This is a genomic window from Paenibacillus sp. J22FR5 (assembly GCF_059691975.1).
This window is the reverse complement of record NZ_JCAUAN010000012.1, coordinates 67,001-87,252: the sequence shown is the minus strand read 5'-3', so window position 1 is coordinate 87,252 and position 20,252 is coordinate 67,001. Positions and strand designations below refer to the sequence as shown.

The 20,252-nt window shown below is 48.5% G+C and carries 21 protein-coding genes; 3 read left to right on the top strand and 18 right to left on the bottom strand.

What is annotated here, in order from left to right:
- Positions 1-53: 53 nt before the first annotated feature.
- Positions 54-917 (bottom strand): DUF6597 domain-containing transcriptional factor, encoded by an 864-nt coding sequence (locus AC58P7_RS17195; RefSeq protein WP_497344910.1) that lies wholly within the window; start codon positions 915-917, stop codon positions 54-56.
- A gap of 93 nt (positions 918-1,010) precedes the next feature.
- Here AC58P7_RS17195 and AC58P7_RS17190 point away from each other — a divergent pair, with 93 nt between their 5' ends.
- A complete protein-coding gene (locus AC58P7_RS17190; RefSeq protein WP_497344908.1) occupies positions 1,011-1,460 on the top strand; it encodes an SRPBCC domain-containing protein in 450 nt (149 codons plus the stop codon).
- A gap of 644 nt (positions 1,461-2,104) precedes the next feature.
- Here the strand turns inward: AC58P7_RS17190 and AC58P7_RS17185 are convergent.
- From AC58P7_RS17185 to AC58P7_RS17135, 11 genes are all read right to left on the bottom strand, one after another.
- The gene (locus tag AC58P7_RS17185; protein WP_497344906.1) at positions 2,105-2,776 is read right to left on the bottom strand and encodes a GNAT family N-acetyltransferase; all 672 of its coding nucleotides are present in this window, start codon (positions 2,774-2,776) and stop codon (positions 2,105-2,107) included.
- Between the two features lie 23 nt (positions 2,777-2,799).
- Positions 2,800-3,465 (bottom strand): GNAT family N-acetyltransferase, encoded by a 666-nt coding sequence (locus AC58P7_RS17180; RefSeq protein ID WP_497344904.1) that lies wholly within the window; start codon positions 3,463-3,465, stop codon positions 2,800-2,802.
- 4 nt (positions 3,466-3,469) lie between these two features.
- Positions 3,470-4,327: a carbon-nitrogen hydrolase family protein gene (locus tag AC58P7_RS17175; RefSeq protein ID WP_497344902.1), complete on the bottom strand. Its 858-nt coding sequence runs from the start codon at positions 4,325-4,327 to the stop codon at positions 3,470-3,472.
- Positions 4,328-4,379: 52 nt separating this feature from the next.
- Entirely contained in the window at positions 4,380-5,369 is a 990-nt protein-coding gene (locus AC58P7_RS17170) for an acrylyl-CoA reductase family protein (protein ID WP_497344900.1), read from the bottom strand.
- Positions 5,370-5,623: 254 nt separating this feature from the next.
- Complete coding sequence (locus AC58P7_RS17165; RefSeq protein ID WP_497344898.1) at positions 5,624-7,402, bottom strand: ABC transporter ATP-binding protein; 1,779 nt, start codon at positions 7,400-7,402, stop codon at positions 5,624-5,626.
- On the bottom strand, positions 7,395-9,161 hold the full coding sequence (locus tag AC58P7_RS17160) for an ABC transporter ATP-binding protein (protein WP_497344896.1): 1,767 nt from the start codon (positions 9,159-9,161) through the stop codon (positions 7,395-7,397). Before AC58P7_RS17160 ends, AC58P7_RS17165 begins: the two co-directional genes overlap by 8 nt.
- Before the next feature lie 39 nt (positions 9,162-9,200).
- Positions 9,201-9,725 carry a MarR family winged helix-turn-helix transcriptional regulator gene (locus AC58P7_RS17155; RefSeq protein WP_497344894.1) on the bottom strand — a complete coding sequence of 175 codons (525 nt, stop codon included), beginning with the start codon at positions 9,723-9,725 and terminating at the stop codon, positions 9,201-9,203.
- Positions 9,726-9,803: 78 nt separating this feature from the next.
- Positions 9,804-10,547: an S-layer homology domain-containing protein gene (locus tag AC58P7_RS17150; protein ID WP_497344892.1), complete on the bottom strand. Its 744-nt coding sequence runs from the start codon at positions 10,545-10,547 to the stop codon at positions 9,804-9,806.
- A 224-nt stretch (positions 10,548-10,771) separates the two neighbouring features.
- A complete protein-coding gene (locus AC58P7_RS17145) occupies positions 10,772-12,349 on the bottom strand; it encodes a UDP-glucose--hexose-1-phosphate uridylyltransferase (RefSeq protein WP_497344890.1) in 1,578 nt (525 codons plus the stop codon).
- A 157-nt stretch (positions 12,350-12,506) separates the two neighbouring features.
- Positions 12,507-13,505: a UDP-glucose 4-epimerase GalE gene (galE, locus tag AC58P7_RS17140; protein ID WP_497344888.1), complete on the bottom strand. Its 999-nt coding sequence runs from the start codon at positions 13,503-13,505 to the stop codon at positions 12,507-12,509.
- Positions 13,506-14,687: a galactokinase gene (locus AC58P7_RS17135; protein ID WP_497344886.1), complete on the bottom strand. Its 1,182-nt coding sequence runs from the start codon at positions 14,685-14,687 to the stop codon at positions 13,506-13,508. It lies immediately after the preceding gene.
- A 221-nt stretch (positions 14,688-14,908) separates the two neighbouring features.
- Between AC58P7_RS17135 and AC58P7_RS17130 the strand changes: the two genes are divergently transcribed.
- Together AC58P7_RS17130 and AC58P7_RS17125 are read left to right on the top strand one after the other, a co-directional pair.
- The gene (locus AC58P7_RS17130) at positions 14,909-15,766 is read left to right on the top strand and encodes an AraC family transcriptional regulator (RefSeq protein ID WP_497344884.1); all 858 of its coding nucleotides are present in this window, start codon (positions 14,909-14,911) and stop codon (positions 15,764-15,766) included.
- Between the two features lie 208 nt (positions 15,767-15,974).
- Positions 15,975-16,718 carry a GDSL-type esterase/lipase family protein gene (locus AC58P7_RS17125; protein ID WP_497344882.1) on the top strand — a complete coding sequence of 248 codons (744 nt, stop codon included), beginning with the start codon at positions 15,975-15,977 and terminating at the stop codon, positions 16,716-16,718.
- Positions 16,719-16,948: 230 nt separating this feature from the next.
- Here the strand turns inward: AC58P7_RS17125 and AC58P7_RS17120 are convergent, their stop codons facing one another.
- From AC58P7_RS17120 to xerA, 6 genes are all read right to left on the bottom strand, one after another.
- Positions 16,949-17,287 carry a GNAT family N-acetyltransferase gene (locus tag AC58P7_RS17120; RefSeq protein ID WP_497344880.1) on the bottom strand — a complete coding sequence of 113 codons (339 nt, stop codon included), beginning with the start codon at positions 17,285-17,287 and terminating at the stop codon, positions 16,949-16,951.
- Positions 17,288-17,366: 79 nt separating this feature from the next.
- Positions 17,367-17,543 (bottom strand): hypothetical protein, encoded by a 177-nt coding sequence (locus tag AC58P7_RS17115; protein ID WP_497344878.1) that lies wholly within the window; start codon positions 17,541-17,543, stop codon positions 17,367-17,369.
- The gene (locus tag AC58P7_RS17110; protein WP_497344876.1) at positions 17,540-17,938 is read right to left on the bottom strand and encodes a hypothetical protein; all 399 of its coding nucleotides are present in this window, start codon (positions 17,936-17,938) and stop codon (positions 17,540-17,542) included. The genes AC58P7_RS17115 and AC58P7_RS17110 overlap by 4 nt, the downstream gene beginning before the upstream one ends.
- Positions 17,939-18,178: 240 nt before the next feature.
- Entirely contained in the window at positions 18,179-18,655 is a 477-nt protein-coding gene (locus AC58P7_RS17105) for a DUF6933 domain-containing protein (RefSeq protein WP_497344874.1), read from the bottom strand.
- Positions 18,656-18,883: 228 nt separating this feature from the next.
- Positions 18,884-19,300 (bottom strand): GNAT family N-acetyltransferase, encoded by a 417-nt coding sequence (locus AC58P7_RS17100; protein ID WP_497344872.1) that lies wholly within the window; start codon positions 19,298-19,300, stop codon positions 18,884-18,886.
- 74 nt (positions 19,301-19,374) lie between these two features.
- Positions 19,375-20,223, bottom strand: coding sequence for a site-specific tyrosine recombinase/integron integrase (xerA, locus tag AC58P7_RS17095; protein WP_497345017.1), 849 nt, complete (start codon positions 20,221-20,223; stop codon positions 19,375-19,377).
- Positions 20,224-20,252 lie beyond the last annotated feature (29 nt).

Below are 20,252 nucleotides of genomic sequence, written 5' to 3'. Positions count from 1 at the left end.
ACATCTCAGGAGGAAATTTTTAGAATAATAAAAAATAAATACCGATCTGTTGCTTATTGCTGAGCAGCCCGTTTCCCCAGAGCATACTCCTCCGGCGTCTGGCCAAGGATCGACTTAAAATCCTTTATAAAATGCGACTGATCATGGTAGCCAAGATCCATCGACAGCTTCGCCCAATTATGCGTGTCGTTGCCATCGGTGGTCTCCGCTGCGTTCTGGATGCGGGCGATTTTGATCACCCATTTCGGACTGACCCCGACATACTGGTCGAATAAACGCTGCAGCGTTCGAATGTTCATTTGAAAATGCTCACACAAAGCATCCACTTTGGTTATGTCCGGCTGCTCATACACATAGTCCACCATCTGATTAATCAGCGTGACTTGGTCATCCTGTGCAGGCAGCTTCGTCCTGATCATGTTTTCAACCACGCTAACGTTACGTTGATCATCATTGTGACTAAACACTTGAGCTTCTAAGGAACGAGGATCGAAGTCAAAGACACGCTCAATACTCAGCGGATTGTTCAACATGCTAGACACGGCTTCTTTGATAAACGGATAAAAACCGCCTGGCTTAAATTTAACACCGAACACACTCCCCTGACCTTCAAGGTGATGTCCGTATTTCTCTTTGCCAGGCCCATAAATCGCCGTGCGCTCCGGCTCCACAACGAGATTCACGCAGGGATTGGGGATAATATGCTGTGTGTAAGGGTCTTTTCCGGCTAGGTCCCATCTGACCACCCAATAATGCCGAACGAAAAAGGCTACATCCCCCGCAGGCGTATAGCGACAAAGCTGAAATTGGTGTCCACCCTGCTGAAAGTTGATGATACCGAGACTAGGCATTGGGCGACTTGTATTTTGACTCACATTCGTACTCGGACTCGTACTCGGATTCAGATTCGTAGACATATCGATCACTCCTTGTCGTGTTTTTACAATACATGGGAATCATAGATAGATTATGATGGGTAGGATTACAGAAGCGAAGGAGTGCGAGCGGTTATGGAACTGAAGTATGAATTTTATGTTGGCGCAAGTCCAAAGCAAATATGGGATATTCTTATCACACCAGAGGGAACTCGACAAATTTTGTTCGGCTGCGTGCTGCATTCTACCTTTGAAATTGGCTCTGACTATTCCTATATAGGCCCAGGTCAAGATGGCGATGAAACGGTGCATGTGTATGGCAAAATTTTGGCTTATGAGCCTGAGAAATTATTAAGCTGTACCGAGCACGCAGGCCCTTCCTATCGGGAGAACCACGCGGAGTTTGAATCACGTATGACCATAACCCTAGAAACCGTTGGTAACTGTACGAAGTTAACGCTCGTGAATGATCAATGGACGCCGGATCACCCCAGCTTCGAGTCTACGAAGGCTAGTTGGTGGATGATTTTGAGTAACATCAAAACGTTAGCAGAGACAGGTAAGACGCTGGATTTCGGTTGGTAGACTAATTGTTCGGAGTGGGCTGTCCCAGAGCTTAGTGGGACAGTCCCTTTTTCTATACAAGGCACTAAATAGAAGCAGTTGACCACCTCTATAGACACAAAAACCAGTCATTCCTACGATTTACGAGTGGTCAACCACTCTTATCCATCGGATAGTGGTGGTAATTCGAGGCACAAGTGACTAATAGAAGCGGTTGACCACCTCTATAGACACAATAACCAGTCATTCCTATGATTTACGAGTGGTCAACCACTCTTATCCATCGGATATTGGAGATAAAACGAGGCACAAGTTACTAATAGAAGCGGTTGACCACCTCTATAGACACATTAACCAGTCATTCCTATGATTTACGAGTGGTCAACCACTCTTATCCATCGGATAGTGGTGGTAATTCGAGGCACAAGTGACTAATAGAGGTGGTTGACCACCTCTATAGACACATAAACCAGTCATTCCTATGATTTACGAGTGGTCAACCACTCTTATCCATCGGATATTGGCGATAATTCGAGGCACAAGTGACTAATAGAAGCGGTTGACCACCTCCATAGACACAATAACCAGTCATTCCTACGATTTACGAGTGGTCAACCACTCTTATCCATCGGATAGTGGTGGTAAAACGGGTACCGCAACCAAGGTTACAACGGCAGAAGCGCCAACGTCTCTTTCCCTTCCAAACCAGCAACCATCGCTTCCCACGCATGAGGTTTGTTCGCTAGCACCGCATAGTACCGTCGCAAGAACTTCGCGACCAACTCCGCACTAATTTCCTCCCTGTCTTCATCAGTCGGCAGGAAGCAAAGATCCAACTCCTCAACAGCTTCCCCATTGTTTTCCCAGGATGGATGCACATACTTGAAATCGATTCGCTTGTAACCGAGATGCGATAACACCTCACGTCGCACGTAAGGGTCCATAGGCTTAACCCCGCCAAAAGCATGCCCTTCGATCCGATATGGATCGTAAATTTCAGCGAACATCCCTGCTATCTGCTTACCCGATTCTGCAGCTAATCGCTCAAGATCCTGCCAGCGTTTTCTCGCTAGAAATCGTCCGATCCCAAGCCCCGCCCCACCAATAATGGTGAAATCCGTCATCGCTACTTGCCAATCCTCATAATAGCGGTACTCCGTCGTCCCGACCACTTTGCCTTCATGCACCGCAACAAACACACGAATGCCCGTATCTTCTAGCGGCTCTTTCCACAAAGGATAGTCAAGCACTTCCTCTGGCGGAAATACCTCTTTCATCAGATCGTGCATCGATCGAAATAACGGATCCTCAATACTCGTTATACGTATGAATTCCATAAGGTCAACTCACTCCTATTTAGTTAGTTAAAAGGATTCCGCCACTCCATCAACAACGCATGATTCAGCGATTCCTCATCCTCCAAATAATTCGCAACCACGCCTACCTTCGTCCGGCCGCATCGCAGCAAAAAGGTAATTACCGGGTCCTTCAGCGTCCCCGCCATCACAGCTGCCGCATATTCATCGGCGCTCATCGCCTCCGCAGCCTTGTGGAAGCCAGGCATCCGCCCGCCCCCGAGCAGCCGTGCCAACCCCAACTGCACCACAACCTCATACATCGACTGCATGAGCCACTTACCGAGACCAAACTTGCGGTACGCAGGCATGATGCACACATCCACAATGTAAAGCGTATCGCCATCTGGTTGGTGCGTGCGGATGTAGCCATCATCCGTTACCGCTGACCAGCTATGATCGGCAGCATCAGCCATAGCCTCGCTATCCACGCGCAGCCCGGTAATCGAACCCACAACCTGACCCGCCACCTCCACACACAGCGCCCCTTCAGGGAAACGAGTCACATGCTCAGTGAGCTGCTCCTTCGTCCACCAGAGCTCCGAAGGGAACGGCGGTGGAAAGCTCATCTGCTGAACGCGAATCAGCGCATCAAAATCCGCCACACCATATGTGCGAATGACCGCCTCCACAGGGGTGTCTCCATCGAACACATAGAGTTGTTTTCTCATGTTCTCAGGACCAATCCGTGTATAAATCGATTCGACGGTCGCGCCAGGTGGTGACGGAGCCTTTTTCGCGAACGAGAGTCAGCAGGGATAGATCAAGGTCCGCCGTAACGACCATGTCGCCGTTAATTTCACCCTCGACGAGGATGCCTTTAGGCGGGAAAGGTACATCATTTGGCGTAATGACAGCGGCTTGTCCGAAATTCGCTCTCATGAAATCAACCGTCGGTAAAGCCCCAACAGTTCCTGTTGTCACAACGTAGATTTGATTTTCAATCGTCCGGGCATGACACGTATACCGGACCCGATGGAAGCCGTGCCGATCATCCGTGCACGAAGGAGCGAACAGCACATCTGCGCCACGCGCTCTAGCCATCCGCACGATTTCTGGGAATTCCACATCGTAACAGACTAGAATGGCAATCCGCCCTTTGTCCGTATCAAAAACCTGCAAGGAATCCCCCGCACCCATCCCCCATTCCTTCACTTCCGTCGGGGTAATATGCAGCTTTTTCTGCTCGCCAATTCGTCCATCTGGATAGAACAAGAACGCTGTATTATACAGCTTGTCCCCCTCAGCTGTAATGTGCGTGCCGCCGATCAAATGCATGCCCGTTTGCTGCGCGAGTCCTTGAAATAAGGCGCGATATGCCTCCGTAAAAGTAGGTAGTGCTTCAATCGGCAATGCCTTGCCATTCTCATCGCCAATGGACATCAGCTGAGTCGTAAATAGCTCCGGAAATAACACGAAATCCGCTTCAAACTCCTGCGCGACCTTCACATAATGCTCCACCTGTGCGGCGAATTCCTCCCATCCACTAATCGTGTGCAAATGATACTGAACGGCTGAAACCCGCATTTTCATTATCTCAACACTCCTCATATTCCAAAATGAATGGATGTACTAGACCTTCCTGTTAAAGTCGAACCAGTACCCTGCCTCTAACTTTGCCTTCCAACACCAACTGCGCTGCCTCAGCAACACCCTCTAGGGTGACTTCTTTATACACCGTCTGCTCCAATTTCTTAGGCCTCCATGCCTTCGCGATCCGCTCCCAGAGCAGTTTTCGAACAGCTGTAGGGCAATAGACCGAATCAATCCCGAGTACATTCACCCCTCGCAGGATAAAAGGGTACACCGTCGCCGCAAAATCCGCGCCGCCCGTCAATCCGCTCAGCGCCACGGAGGCGCCGTATTTCATGCGACTGAGCACATAAGCGAGCGACGGGCCCCCGACAGGATCAACCGCGCCAGCCCAATACTCTTTGCTAATTGGCTTGCTTTCCGAAGGAGTGAGCTCCTCCCGAGACAACACGCGTGTTGCGCCAAGCTCAAGTAAATACGCATGGTCAGCGGACTTCCCTGTGCTCGCTTCGACCTCATAGCCGAGGGCGGCGAGCATCGAGACGCTGCTGCTCCCTACACCACCCGTTGCCCCGCGAACGAGCACGGGTCCTTGTCCTTGGCGCAGCCCATTCTCCTCCATGCGGTGAATGGACAGCGCTGCCGTAAATCCCGCCGTGCCGAGGATCATCGCTTCGCGATGCGTCAGTCCCTGCGGGAGTGGCACGACCCAATCGGCGGGGACACGCGCATACGCGCTGAATCCGCCGAAATGCCCTGTGCCCAGCTCGTAGCTGGTCACGAGCACCTCATCCCCCTCACGATAGCGGGGGTCTGTCGAGGCCACCACCGTGCCGGCCAAATCAATGCCCGGCACCATCGGGAATTGGCGCACGACCCGCCCCGATGGGCTGCAGGCCATCGCGTCTTTGTAGTTAATCCCGGAGTAAGCGACGCGGATCGTGATGTCCCCAGCAGGTAAATCCTCAATGCGAAGCTCTTTTATTTTCAAAGAAAACTGTTCCTGTATTCGCTCCACAACCAATGCGTTAAAGCTATCCATGTTCACTCCCCCTGCTGATCTCATCGTTACTTGTACCTTGTACATTTAGTTTACTAAATTTAGGTATCTCTTTCCATCTGTGGTATCATCCCCCTGCCATCCTTGCTAAACCCTTGACTATTTTTGCTAAAAATCTGCTGTGAATTGGCTGGTGGGGGTCTGTTACTCGCCGAAGGTATAATGAGAAAAGGGAGTTCCCATCAATCGGAAACTCCCTTCTTGCAATGCAGTCGGAGTGAAACGGAAGCCATCCCTCAAAGTGAACTAGCCTGACTGAATTGGTTCGCATACAAATCATAATAATGCCCCCGAAGCGCCAGCAGCTCCTCGTGCGTGCCTCGTTCCACGATCTCGCCGCCGTGGATGACCAGAATCGCACTCGCTTCGCGGATCGTGCTGAGCCGGTGGGCGATCACGAAGCTCGTGCGCCCTTTCATCAGAACGCCCATCGCCTGCTGGATGTGCAGTTCCGTTCGCGTGTCGACAGAGCTCGTCGCCTCGTCGAGCACGAGAATCGCGGGGTCGGCGAGAATCGCCCGCGCGATCGTGAGCAGCTGCCTTTGGCCCTGACTCAGGTTGCCGCCTCCGGCAGTCAACTTGGCGTCATAGCCATGGGGCAGCTTGCGAATGAACCCGTCCGCGTTCGCCAGCTTCGCGGCGGCTTCGACTTCTTCGTCCGTCGCATCCAGACGGCCGAAACGGATATTTTCTCGGATCGAGTCCGAGAATAGGTACACATCCTGCAGCACAATGCCAAGTTGGCTGCGCAGACTGTCTTTTTCCATGTCTCGAATATCGAGACCATCGATCGTGATGCTTCCCTCTTCGACATCGTAGAAACGAGTCAGAAGATTGATGATCGTCGTTTTGCCAGCGCCCGTTGGACCCACTAGGGCGATCAAATCGCCAGGCTCTGCGGCGAACGAAATCTCATTAAGCGTAGGTACATCGTCGGTGTAACCGAAGGATACGTTTTGGAAAACGACTTCGCCTTTTACATCCGACAACTGTACGGACCCCCTGCTTGAATCGTATTCCGTCTCATTATCCATCACTTCAAAAACTCGCTCCGCCCCTGCAATCCCGGATTGAATCATATTATACTGATTGGCGAGATCGTTGATCGGTCGGCTAAACTGTTTGGAATAGTTCAAGAAACTAATGATAACGCCAACCATCGTCCATCCCTTCAACACCATCCAACCCCCAATAGCAGCCAGCAAAATGAAGCTAAAATGATTGATCATATTCATGCTCGGCCCCATCATGCCCGAAAGCTGCTGAGCGCCAGTGCCTGCTGCACGAAGCTGCTTATTGATAGCAGCGAGCTGATCGACGGCGGCGGCTTCGCGACGGAACGTTTTGACCACCTTTTGCCCAGAAATCGTCTCTTCAATTAAGCCATTCAGCTCTCCGAGCCGCTGCTGCTGCTCTTTGAACAAGCGCTGTGTATGTTTCGTAATTTGCTTCGTTGTGAAGAGAACGATGGGAACGGTAACCAACGCGATCAGCGTCAGCCTTATATTTAATGTAATCATCATGATCAAAGACCCGACTATCATTATGATACTCGTGATGATCTGCGTTAAATTTTGACTGAGGGTAGTGGCTACGTTATCGACGTCATTGGTCGTGCGGCTCATGAGCTCCCCGTGGGAGGTCTTGTCAAAATAACTAATTGGCAGCTTGTGTAGATGGCGAAATAAATCCTGTCTCATTTCCCAAACCGTCCGCTGGGCGACGCCAGCCATCATGTAAGATTGAATCCAAGATGCAGCGCCGCTGAACAAGTAACAGCCTAGCAAAAGGAGACAGAGTCCAAGCAACCCGCTCCGATCCCGTGGGATGTAATGGTCAATGGCCACGCCAATTAAATATGGCCCGAGCAGAGCGAGACCGCTGCCTAGAACCGTAAGGACGGTAACCGTGATTAGGCCGGCACGCCGACGCCGAAGGTATCCCCACATGCGATGGAGCGTTTCGCCGATGTTTTTGGCGCGTGGCTTGCGTGACTGCGTCTGCTTTCTAGCCATGAACGGCAGCCTCCTTTCCTTGCTGGGAGCGGTAAATATCTTGATAAATGGCGCTTGATGCCAGCAGCTCCTCATGGGTCCCTTGTGCGGCAATGCGGCCCTCATCCAGCACAAGAATTTGATCCGCGTGCAGGACCGATGAGACGCGCTGCGCGATAACGATGCAGGTACTGCCAGCCATCAAATCTCGCAGGGAGCGCTGGATACGCTTTTCTGTGCCGAGATCAATCGCGCTGGTACTGTCATCTAGCACGAGTAACGGAGACCGCAAAAGCAAAGCCCGGGCAATTGCTATTCGCTGCTTTTGACCACCGGACAAATTCACACCGCGCTGTCCCAGTTTCGCTGAGTAGCCCTCTGGCAGCTGGCGAATGAAGCCATCCGCTTCCGCTGCTTTGGCGACAGCCTCAATTTCAGCATCAGTTGCTCCCGGTTTGCCGAATAGAATGTTGTCGCGAATCGTGCCGCTAAATAGAATAGACTGCTGCAGCACGATCCCGATCTGACTTCTCAGTTGCTCGACGGGCAGTTCTTTCACATCGACGCCATTCAGGCGAATATGCCCGCTTGTTGCATCATAGAGCCGTGGTATCAAACTCACGAGCGTGGATTTACCGGAGCCTGTCGCTCCGAGAATACCAATCGTTTGACCAGGCAGCGCCTTGAACGAAATATCCGTTAGGATAGGCTGATCTGGCGCCGACTCATAGACGAACGAGACATGATCGAATTCCAGCTCGCAACCTGCCGAGGATGATGATTTTTCCACCAGTGTCAGCTGTTCTACCTGCTTTTCCTGCATAGGTTCATTACTATCCAGCTTCGTATCGAGCACTTCACGAATACGCTCAGCTGAAACCTGGGCACGAGAAATGTTCATCAGTGTATTACTTATCGAAACCAGTGAAAACAACACTTGACTAATATAGATGATAAAGGCGGCCAAATCGCCAATGGCCATCGAACCGCTCCACGTTTGTGCGCCGCCGAACCAGAGCACTGCAACAATGCTCACGTTCAAAATCAACGTCATCAGCGGCCCGCTTGTAGCCAATGCGCGAGCAGAGCTAAGACTGGCGTCCAGCAAATCGGTGTTCGCTTTACCAAAACGGGTCCGCTCAAACGCGGCGCGAACGAAAGCTTTGATCACACGAATGCCTGACGTACTCTCCTGCATAACGGTATTCACGCGATCCACTCTCGCTTGCATCAAACGAAATAATGGCGTCGAACGCTTCATCAGCACATACAGAATGACGAATTGAATCGGGACCACGGCCAGCAAAATCAAGGAAAGTCGTGGCGAAATGACTACGGCCATGATGATACTGCCAATGAGTAGGGATGCTTCACGCGTAAATTGGCGCAGTAGAATTTGCAGGATGTTCAGCATTTGCATGACATCGCCAGTCAATCGGGTAATCAGCGACCCGGTCGAGAAGGTATCCAATTGTCGGAACGACAAGGATTGCACCTTTTCGAATACGCTTAGCCGTAGGTCTGCCCCAAAGCCTTGCGCGGCTTTTACCGTGAAAAAGGTACAGCCCACGCCACCGACAAGACCGATCAATGCGACGCCAAGCATATGTAGGCCGGTCGACCACACCAATGCGAGATTCCCCTCGACAACGCCATGATTCACAATGGTCGCCATGAGGCGAGGCTGCGATAAATCCATGCACACCTCCATCACCATCAGCAAGGGAGCAAGCAGCGTTATGAACCAATAAGGTTTAACAAATGAGCGTAATTTCCACATGATAGGATTTCCCTTCTTTTGTTTGTCGGCTAACAAATTTTATTCACCTTTTTGGCGGAGATTATCCTGCATTTGAAGCAGAAGGCGTCGAAACAAGAGGATTTCTTCCGGTAAAAAATGCGAAAAGGTCATCTCATCCGTTGCCTTAATCGCTTCCTTGACATGAACGGTGACTTCCTTGCCTTTCTCGGTCAAATAGACACGAGTAACGCGCTGATCATCGGGGTCTGGCCGGCGTTCGACGAGGCCTGTTTTCTCCATGCGGTCAACCATCACGCTCAATGTCGCCCTTTTATTATGAATACGCGAGGCAAGCTCGCTATGGCTGAGACCATCCTCTACGGACAAAGCCAGCAGCAATGGCGGCTGACCCGGGTAAACATCGTAGGGATGAATGATTTGATCAATCGTATGACGGTGCATTTTCAGCAAATGATGCATCATATGTGTCAGAGATTCTGGATTAGAGTGGCGCAAAGAATCATCTCCTTTTTTAGTTAGTCGGCTAATTAATAGTTTAGATACGCCTCCTCGTCCTGTCAAGATGCTATTTGCCAATTTCATCCTACATAATGGGGTAAAATGAAAAAAGCAGCACAGCTACCTCTCGGTACCTCATGCCGCTCCATGATTTAAATTCGGTTAATTCGTTCCGTACGTGTTTCCTGTTACCGTGCTGCCGCTACCTGTCGTCGGGTCTGTTTGGACATCAACGATTACATTGTTTTTGAGGAGGCGGTAGAGGAGTGTAGCTGCCTCAGCCCGTGTTAGCGTGGCATTGGGATGGAATCTGTGCTGATCGTCACCTTGGATCAGGTTATGCTGAACCGCGGTAGCTACATAAGGGCGCAATACATCAGGAATCGAAGCTGTATCCGTGAATGTGGTGGTGAGTAACGTGTCCGCCGCTGCTGCATCCATGAGAACGATCGTTGGATCCTGCTTCATCAGCACCTTAACCAAGGTCACGGTCACGTCCTCCCGCTTCGCACCTAGTAGCGGAACGAAGTTGTAGCCCCCATTTAGATCTTTGAAACGATCAAAGTAATCCTTCGTGGCCTCGATCACATCGAACGACCAGCGTTTAGGCCCGACATCGTTAAAATCCTGTACTGTTGACGTGTTTTTTAAATGGAACGTACGCGCCACCATCGCTGCAAATGCCTCACGTGACACAGATTTGTCCGGATTAAAATGATGATCATCCTCCCCTTGCAAAATCCCCTTATCGATCAGCGCATCGATTGCGTCCTGTGCCCAATGGCCTTTTACGTCGTCCAAAGCAAGCTTCGCCTTCATAGTCCCACTCGTAGCCGCAAAAGCCGGCACCGCACTCACCGAAAGCATTGACACCAGAGCCGTCATTACAATTAACTTTTTCATCATCCGTTTCATTCTCCTTTGGGATCGATATTCGATCTAGGTTTCTTGTTCACACCCTCATTATGAATAAAAGATATTTCTAAATTATGTCATCGGAGGAATGAGGGAAAGCCCTCTTAAGCGGTGAGCAAAATTGTAGAGGAACTGTTGCAGCTCCTGTCGGCGTGTGGGGCGGTATCTGCGCACAAAAAAATCCCTGGTCATCTACCTGACCAGGGATCCTACATCTATGCTTGCTGCGCAAAGCCCACCGCAGCCAAAAACCGTCCGAACGCCGCTTGCCCGGCTTCGTCACGCTTGAAGACGCCTGCGTCAAGCAGGACGTCCATGAACTTGCTGCCGACCTCGGTCTGCAGCACAGCATTCGCCGCGTCAGCCGTCAACGACGCGCCATGCTTCGCGAGCAGCGCCGCGATCCAATCCGCATGCTTATGCAGAGGATGTCCCTCGGCGCTCAGCTCGCGGCCGACCTCGGCTTCGCCGGTGAGCAGCTTGGCGATGTCCGCCAGCTCCTCTTGCAGGCGGCCTGGCAGCACCGCCAGCCCCATGACCTCAATCAAGCCGATGTTCTCCTTCTTGATGTGGTGCAAGTGCTGATGCGGATGGAAAATCCCATCCGGATGCGCCTCACTGGTACGGTTGTTCCGCAGCACCAGATCAAGCTCGTACTCGCCCCGCGCATTGTTGCGGGCGATCGGTGTGATCGTGTTATGCGGGATGGGCTGTCCGTCCTTCTCGCTGAACGCGAGGACCTCCGCTTCCGCATCACTATAAGCACGCCAGTCTTCGAGCAGCTTGCTCGCCAGCTTATACAGCTGTTGCTTGTTGTGCCCGCTCAGGCGCAGTACCGACATCGGCCACTTCACAATAGCGGCCTTCACGCCTGCATAATCCGCATGTGAGAATACCTTCTCACTAGGCGCTTTTTCCATCGGGAACTTGTGACGGCCCCCTTGGAAATGATCGTGATTCAGGATGGAACCCCCTACGATCGGCAGGTCCGCATTCGACCCGATGAAGTAGTGCGGGAACTGTTCGATGAAGTCCAGCAAACGGTAGAACGTATTTGCCGTTGTTTTCATCGGAATATGCTTCTCATGGAAGATGATGCTGTGCTCGTTATAATACACGTAAGGTGAATACTGCAGGAACCACTTCTCGTTATCCAACTCAAGCGGGATTACGCGCAGATTCTGTCTTGCCGGGTGATTCAAACGGCCGGCATAGCCCAAATTGTCTACGCAGAGTAGACATAGCGGGTAGCTGGTTTGTGGCAGCGTTTTGAGCAGCGCAATTTCCTTCGGATCCTTCTCCGGCTTAGAGAGGTTGATCGTGATTTCCAAATCGCCATAGGCGGTTTCGGCTAACCAGTAGGCATTTTTCTGAATACGGTCCATCCGAATGTAGTTGGAATCGATCGATTGCTTGTAAAAGTAATCCGTTGCCGCTTCGACATTCTTCGTCTTTGCCAGCGTCCAGAATTGGCGTACGACTTCGGAAGGACGGGGCATCATCAGCCCCATGATGCGTGCGTCCAGCAAGTCACGGTACGTTGTCGTGTTTTCTTCCAGGAGACCTGCTTCCCAAGCTGCATCCAGCAGCTCTTCTAGCAAGCCAACCGGACTGCTCAACTTCTCCGAAGGTACTTCCCCTTGGAAAGGCTCAGCCAAACCGAACAAATCCAGCAAAGCATTGCGCGAGGTATAGACATCCAGCTGTTCGATCAACCCATTTTGGGTGGCGAATTGCAGGAGCCTTTCTATCGTTAACGCTGCAGACTGCGGCGTTTGTCGTGTGCGTTCCATAGTGCCACTTCCCTTTCTAACGAACATGCCTCTATCCTGTATCTGGTATCTGTATCTTGTATCTATCTGTCTATCCGACTTATCTATCTGTCTCTCTGTCCGTACTTTCTCTGTCCACTCGGTGCTGCCTATCTATCTCAAGCAAAAGCTCTAGGTATTAAACGTTCACTTCCGCCGCGTACCCCTTCGGGTGCTTCTGATGCCAGTTCCACGCGCTCTCGATGATCGCTTCCAAGGAATCCAGCGCCGGTTTCCAACCAAGTTCCGCTCTTGCACGCTCTGAGGAGGCAATTAGCGTTGCCGGGTCGCCCGCTCTACGAGGCTGGGCGACTGCAGGAATTGCATGGCCTGTTACTTTGCGCGCGATATCGATCACTTGCTTCACGGAGAAACCTGTGCCATTGCCAAGGTTGTAGATGTTACTTTCCGAACCGCCGCGCAGCTTCTCTACCGCTAGCACGTGTGCGCTCGCTAGATCGCTGACGTGAATGTAGTCACGCACGCATGTGCCGTCTTCTGTCGCATAATCCTCGCCGAAAATCGAGATGTGCGCTCTTTGACCCAACGCTACCTGCAAAATAATCGGAATCAGATGCGTTTCCGGACTGTGATCTTCACCGATTTGGCCGCCTGCATGCGCGCCAGCTGCATTAAAGTAGCGAAGCGACACATATTTGATCCCATGAGCCGTGTCGAACCATTTCATCATTTTCTCCATCGCCAGCTTCGTCTCGCCGTACGTATTTGTAGGCAGGGTACGATCGCTTTCGAGGATCGGAATGTTCTCAGGCTCGCCATACGTAGCAGCCGTCGAGGAGAATACGATGCGCTTCACGCCGTATTGCGTCATTTTTTCAAGTAAACACAGCGTTCCGTACACGTTATTGTGGTAGTATTTCGCTGGATTCGTCATACTCTCGCCAACAAGTGAATTCGCTGCAAAATGAATGATCGCATCGATATTATTTTCAGTAAACACCGTATCCATGAATTCCCCGTCGCGCAGATCGCCAACGTACAGTTTACCGCCAAGCACCGCGTCTTTGTGACCTTGTTGCAGGTTGTCGACGATCACGACTTCCTCGCCTTTCGCCAATAGCTCTGCTACCGCATGCGATCCGATATAACCAGCCCCGCCTGTGACTAGAATTGCCATTTACAACGCCTCCTCAAGTTGCTCTACACCGTTGCCAATATCACAGACATAGAAGCTTGGTGTAAGCCCTGTAATTTCCGTATACTCTGCGCCTACTTGCTCGATGAACGTTTGAACGCTGTCTTCATGCACCAAGGAAACCGTACAACCACCGAAGCCTGCGCCCGTCATCCGCGCCCCAAGCACACCTGGCACTTTCAACGCTGCTGCTACCATCGTATCCAGCTCCAAGCCTGTTACTTCATACAGGTCACGAAGGGAATCGTGGGATCCGATCATCAGCTTACCGAAGGATTCAAGGTCATTCTTCTCAAGTACCTCGATGGATTTCAAAACCCGATCAATCTCTTCCACAACATGCTCCGCTCTGCGACGAACCGTTTCGTCCGGGATCAGATGCTTATATTCGTTAAACTGCGCAAGGTTCAGTTGACCCAGCAGCGTGATGTTAGGGAATTGCTTTTGTAGGTAAGTAACAGCCTGCTCACATTGGCTTCTGCGTTCATTGTAAGCGGAGTCGACGAGACCTCTGCGTTTGTTCGTGTTGCCGATTACGAGCTTGTAGCTGCCGCTTTGAAAAGGAACATGACGATACTCAAGCGTATCGCACATCAACAGGATCGCGTTGTCCTTCTTACCATTTGCTACCGCGAATTGGTCCATAATACCGCAATTTACGCCAACGAATTGGTTCTCTGTTTCTTGTGCTAGCAGCGCGATTTTGACTGTATCGATCGGATAATTTTCTAGTGTGAGCAAGCTAAAAGCTGTAACAACCTCGATGGAAGCGGAGGATGAGAGTCCTGCGCCATTCGGAATTTCGCCGTGGAACAAGAGATCATACCCTTGCGTTACTGGGAAGCCTGCTTTCGCTAAGTGAACGAAAATCCCTTTCGGATAATTAATCCAATCATCCTCTTCTTGGTAGGACAAGTCATCTATGGAAATTTGTTTGCGCAGTGCCAAATTGGTAGACGCAAAGCCAATCACACGATCTTGTCTCGGACGAATGATCAAGGTCGTTCCGAACGTCAAAGCTGCTGGGAATACATAACCGCCGTTGTAATCCGTGTGCTCGCCGATCAAATTCACCCGACCAGGAGCGTGGAATGCTGAAATCTTCGCTGCCGTTTCTCCGTAAATTTCAATAAACGTGTCTTTAAGAGCTTGCAAATCTGCCATGAGTGGCACCGCCTTTAGAGGTTTTGTTAGGTTCGTTTGGTTTTCATGAGAAATAAGGTTGAAGTAAGTTTATAGCTTAAGTATAAGAGATGCATCAGGGATTGGCTATGGAGGCATGTTATTTCCACATGGAAAAATGTGATTTTCAGATTCCTCTTCATATGAGTTCTATGATACAGTGGAAGGAACGAACAGCCTTCGATCGGAGATGAGGAATCGTCATGGATAAGCCATATAGCTATTACGTTGTATCGAACCCCCTCCCTGCTGGGGAGAGCGACTTCACGGTGTTATTCGCAGGGGAAAGCCAGACCAAGCCCGAGCATCGTCTAGGCCCGAAGGTCTACGACTACTACTTAATCCATTATGTCATATCGGGTCGCGGCGTATTCTCCTCACATGGAGAAGAATATACGCTTGCCGCTGGCGACAGCTTCGTCATTGAGCCTGAGCAGCTGATCAGTTATGTCTCAGATGAGACGGATCCGTGGCATTATTGCTGGATCGCATTCACCGGTGCGCAGGCAGCGAAGCTTATCGAAGCAACAGGACTAACGCCCGGAAGCCCCATTATTCATATCGCGCGTAATCGGCATATTCCCGTGCTTTGCCGCCAGATTCAGCAGGCGCTCAAAGCCAAAAAATCAAACGCGCAGCTAAAAGCGACCGGATACCTCAGCTTACTGCTCGGCGAGTACTGCGAAGCCCTATCCGCTCCCGTGGTAACAGGGATGGTCACGGACGCCGAGAGCGACCTTATCGTGCAGCAGGCCATCCATTACTTGTCCACACAGTACGCGGAGCCCATCACGATCGAAATGATGGCCGAAAGCTTGGGCTATAATCGCGCTTATTTATCGCGCATGTTCAAGCGGCACACCAAGGTGACGCCGGTCACGTTCCTGCTCAAGCTGCGTGTGGATAAAGCACGTTTGCTGCTGCGGGAACGTTTGGAGCTCACCATCGAGCAGATCGCGGCGTCCGTCGGCTTCTATGATCCGCTGTACTTCTCCAAGCAGTTCCGGCGGTGGTACGGTGTCTCACCAAGCGAATATCGGAATCAGATCAAATCGCTTTGATTTTGAGCAAAGTTAGCGTCAAGCCAATTCTTGACGCCTTAGCATAAATAGGGCCAGATCAGCACCTTCTGCATGCTGATCTGGCCCTAGTCTCATTTTACCGCCAAAAATCTAAATGTTTTGTCTTAATCTCTATCATTCCTGTTCTTTTAAGCAGGAATTTCTTATATACATAATTGAAATAATTATTCGGAAAGTAGGGGGTTTTTTGTCCGCTAGACAAAGAGTACCTATCATCAGGCCAGGCAACTTTTCATTCAATGCAGCCGCTGATCGTTTACGTAGCGCTTATGACGGTTATAACGAACAAATACTCTTTAATCATATCCCAGTTCATTTTGTTTTCATAGGTGAATCCATCACACAATTTTGGGATTTACAAGTCTATTTCGGTCTATCTAGTAAATTCAATATTAACCGCGGGATTTCAGGAGATATTACACCGATTATGCTTCGACGTTTTCCAGCTGATGTTATTCAATTAAAGCCCAAATATGTGCATATTTTAGGGGGAACGAACAATACTTGGAGACTTGATGCTGTAGACATGCACGAACGAAGAACACCCGAACAGATCAATTATGAAATTTTAAGCAATATTACGTCAATGGTTCGAATGTCCAAGAACAGCGGCATAATGCCGGTTGTCGGTTCGAACCTGCCTACAGGCAAAGATATTCCTTGCTTTGCCTTTGAACCGTTAATTCGTTGTCCCAACCATAGCACAGGTGCTCGCAATGAACTACTTGCATTTTCAAACCAAGCTCTTAAGCATATGACAGATTATGAAGGAGTTATCTATGTTGACTATCATGCCAATCTCGTGAGTTCGGACGGTAAAACGTTGCGATCGGAATTGTCGGACGACTCGCTTCATCCAAATGTCCTCGGCTACAACATAATGGCAGATGTTTTGTGCAAAACTTTGTCGAAGAAAGGAATTATCATTTAAAAAATTTTATAATTGGTTCTTTCAATAACGTTGTTGTATTCACGTCGCCTCACCGACTTAAGCCCTTTAAGGGCGGCCGCGACGCGGTTAATCGGTGAGGGTGTGTCTGCTGATTAATCATCCCCGAAATTCCTCTTGCAGACCAAGGGGCGTATGCCCCGTAGTGGGAACACGGTGTTAGATGATGTCGCAGACCTCTTCGAGTTATCCTTCAATAGTTTTCAATATAATCAATTTTTCTTACGCTTTATTACAAATGCCTTATCCGCTCTTTCAAATCCGATCTTCTCATAAAACCCTTCTGCCTTCGGAGCCGATGTTAATATATATTGTATTTCTTCCTCCCCTAACTTTTCCCTTAGTATTCTTATTAGCTCTTTACCAATTCCTAGCCCTTGATAATCTTTGTCGACAGCAATATAGCAGGAATAAGAATAATCAGTAAGAGCCCTTAAAAATCCTATAAGTTTATGTCCATCTCTTACGGTAATAATTTCATCCGCATTCACAATCATTTTCTGAATACGACTATGATCTCCGACTGGCCTTCTAATGCCAGAATTGATCATATTTCTTCTCCTGAATTGTTACTATATTTGATTAATCTCTTTAGGTAATTTCCGATAACGTTGTTGTATTCACGAACTCTCACTGGCTTAAGGCAACGTAGCTGCCGGGTCCGACGGACTTAGCCAGTGCAGGGTTGTCTGCCTGATTCCACTTCTTCGAATTCCCTCGGGCAGACCAAGGAGCCGTTAGGCTCCGCAGCGTGAATACGGTGTTATATGATGTCACAGCCTTCGAAGCAACAGCTATCGATCTCATTCCTTTATTGTTCGTGTTATAATTTCAAAATTCTTTGCTAATACCCAGCCATTCATTCCATACGATGACATTAAAACAATATATCTGTATCCTTCTTCAATTAATTTTCTTTCAATTTCATCAATAGATTGAAACATCATTGGCCATCCATAATTTTTACCTCTTTCTAATAGATCTACATTTCCTTTAATAAAATGGCTAATTTCAGATTCATAAATATCAAGAATAATGCTACCTTTTAATTCTTGTTCAAACATATGATTGAATACATCAGTAAAAACAATATCTGTTTCTTCTACTAGTCTTGTACTATCATATTTTGTACGTATTATTATTTGGTCATTTTGTAAATCAACCTCATACGATAAGATTACATTGTCATGAACCATCGGCATAAGCTACTCTCTCCCTTCATTTCTTGTTGGGATGTCATATAACGTTGTTGTATTCACGAACCCGAAAGGCTTAAGGCGCGTTAGAGTCGGGTGGCTCCGCCACTTAGCCTTGCAGGGTTGTCTGCCTGATTCCACTTCCCCGAAAATACTTCTGGCAGACCGAGGGGCGTCAGCCCCAAAGCGTGAATACGGTGTTATGTGATGCCAGTGCCTTCTCGAATACACATTCAAGCTCTTCTATTAATTCCTCTCAACAGCCTCTTTAAACACCTGAATCGGTGTTTGATAATTTATCGGTTTATGAATCAACTTATTAAGCCATTTTAGTCGTTCAATGTTATCTTTAAAATCATCTTCAGTAAAAAATGTTGCTTCTTTCATCGTACCTAAAACACTTCTATTGTTCGTTCTAGCAATCAAAAATTCCGATCCTTCTTGAATATACCTATCTATTTTATCCTTTTTAACACCTTCACTTAGTAGATATTCTATGAGTGTTGTTAGAAACTTTTCTTTCAACATAGATAATTGTCCCGTTCTAATTCCATCTATAATTACACACAAACGAGATAAGTCATTAATAAATACAATGTGCTTTCGGTTATTGAGTTTATAAATGTTAACATGCCAACTCAATAAAGTTAGTTCATCATTAACATCTTCCGAATTGACCTTCATGTCCTTCAACAGCGTTTGGGTAAGTCTTAATATAATCATCTAGCTCGTCCCTTTCTAGCTTTGCACTGGTTTCACATAACGTTGTTGTATCTACGAACCCTCACCACCCTAAGGACCGTTAGGTCCGGCCGCGATGCGGTTGGGTGGTGCAGGGTTGTCTGCTGAATCCGCTTCCCCGAAAATTCCTCTAGCAGACCAAGGCCGTCAGGCCGCAGCGTAGATACGGTGTTATGTGAAGTTCCTGACTTCCTGAATATACTTTCAAAATCAGTCCTTTTTTAATATGCATTTAAATCGTTCTACTCCAGGATACTTCTCTCCTAAACTTGTTATGTTAAATCCGATCTTTCTATAAAAATTTACTGCATCCTTATCGGTTTCGGCTTCCATTCTTCTTATATAATTCTCTTCCATAAATTCAATTATTAATTTCTTTCCTAATCCTTGCCTTCTATTGTTAGATTTTATTGCTATATGTTTTAATTCAATTTCGTCATCTGTTTGATAAATAATTCCGATAAGCCCGACTAATTCATGATTTTCAATTCTTCCCAGCAATTTTCTTGACTTATCATTCTTATATCGCTCATATTCTTGAATTACTCGTTCTTCATCAGGATACATACATTCAGCTAGTAAATTTGTTATTTCCTTTCTATCTTTATATTCCTTTAGGTTAATCATCGTTTCACCTGATTTCTATTAGTTTAATTCTCTCAGGAATTTCACATAACGTAAAATCTGCGACACCTGTCGTTTTATAGTCCATTTGTTGAGGGATCTGCGTTGTGGGCGTTCTTCCCACTACTCGGTAGAATGCGATCCAAAGGACTCATTACGCGACGAGCGTCTTTCGTACTGACATGGGTATAGATTTGTGTGGTTTTCACACTTTCGTGACCAAGCAGCTCTTGAATGTAACGTAGATCGGTACCGCCTTCAAGCAAGTGAGTTGCGAAAGAATGCCTGAGGGTGTGCACGGTTGCCGGTTTGCGAATACCTGCTGCATCACGAGCGCGTTCAAATATTCGTTGGATGCTCCTTTCTGTGATGTGTCGCTCACGGTCTGCACCAGGGAAAAGCCAGTCATACGGACGCTCCTTATTCATATACAAGCAAATCATCTCGTTAGCCGCTCGCGACAATACGGTTACTCTGTCTTTTCTCCCTTTTCCTTGCCGAATATGGACGAGGAATCGTTCACTGTCCAGATCATGCAATTTTAGCCGGACCACTTCTCCGATTCGTAAGCCCGATGAATACGTCAGCATCAGAATCGTTTTATGCTTCAAGTTAGGTAACGCAGCCAAAATACGCAGTACTTCATCAACGGATAATACAGTTGGAAGCTTTTTTTCTTTTTTAGGCCGTGGTAAATTCATGATAAGGTCGGACTGCCCACATACGTTTCCGAGGAAAATCTTTAAAGCACTCATGACCTGATTAATATATGAATGGGATCGCTCCTGTTCAAATATATGTAAGAGGTATGTTTCTACATCATTGGCTTTTAAGTGTACATACACTTCAGCATGAGCTTGGCAGAACCGTCTGACATGACCTTCGTAAGCCTTTTTGGTTTTTGAACTGAAACCTTTAAGGGTCATCAAATTCGTCAATTGGACCAAGCGATCAC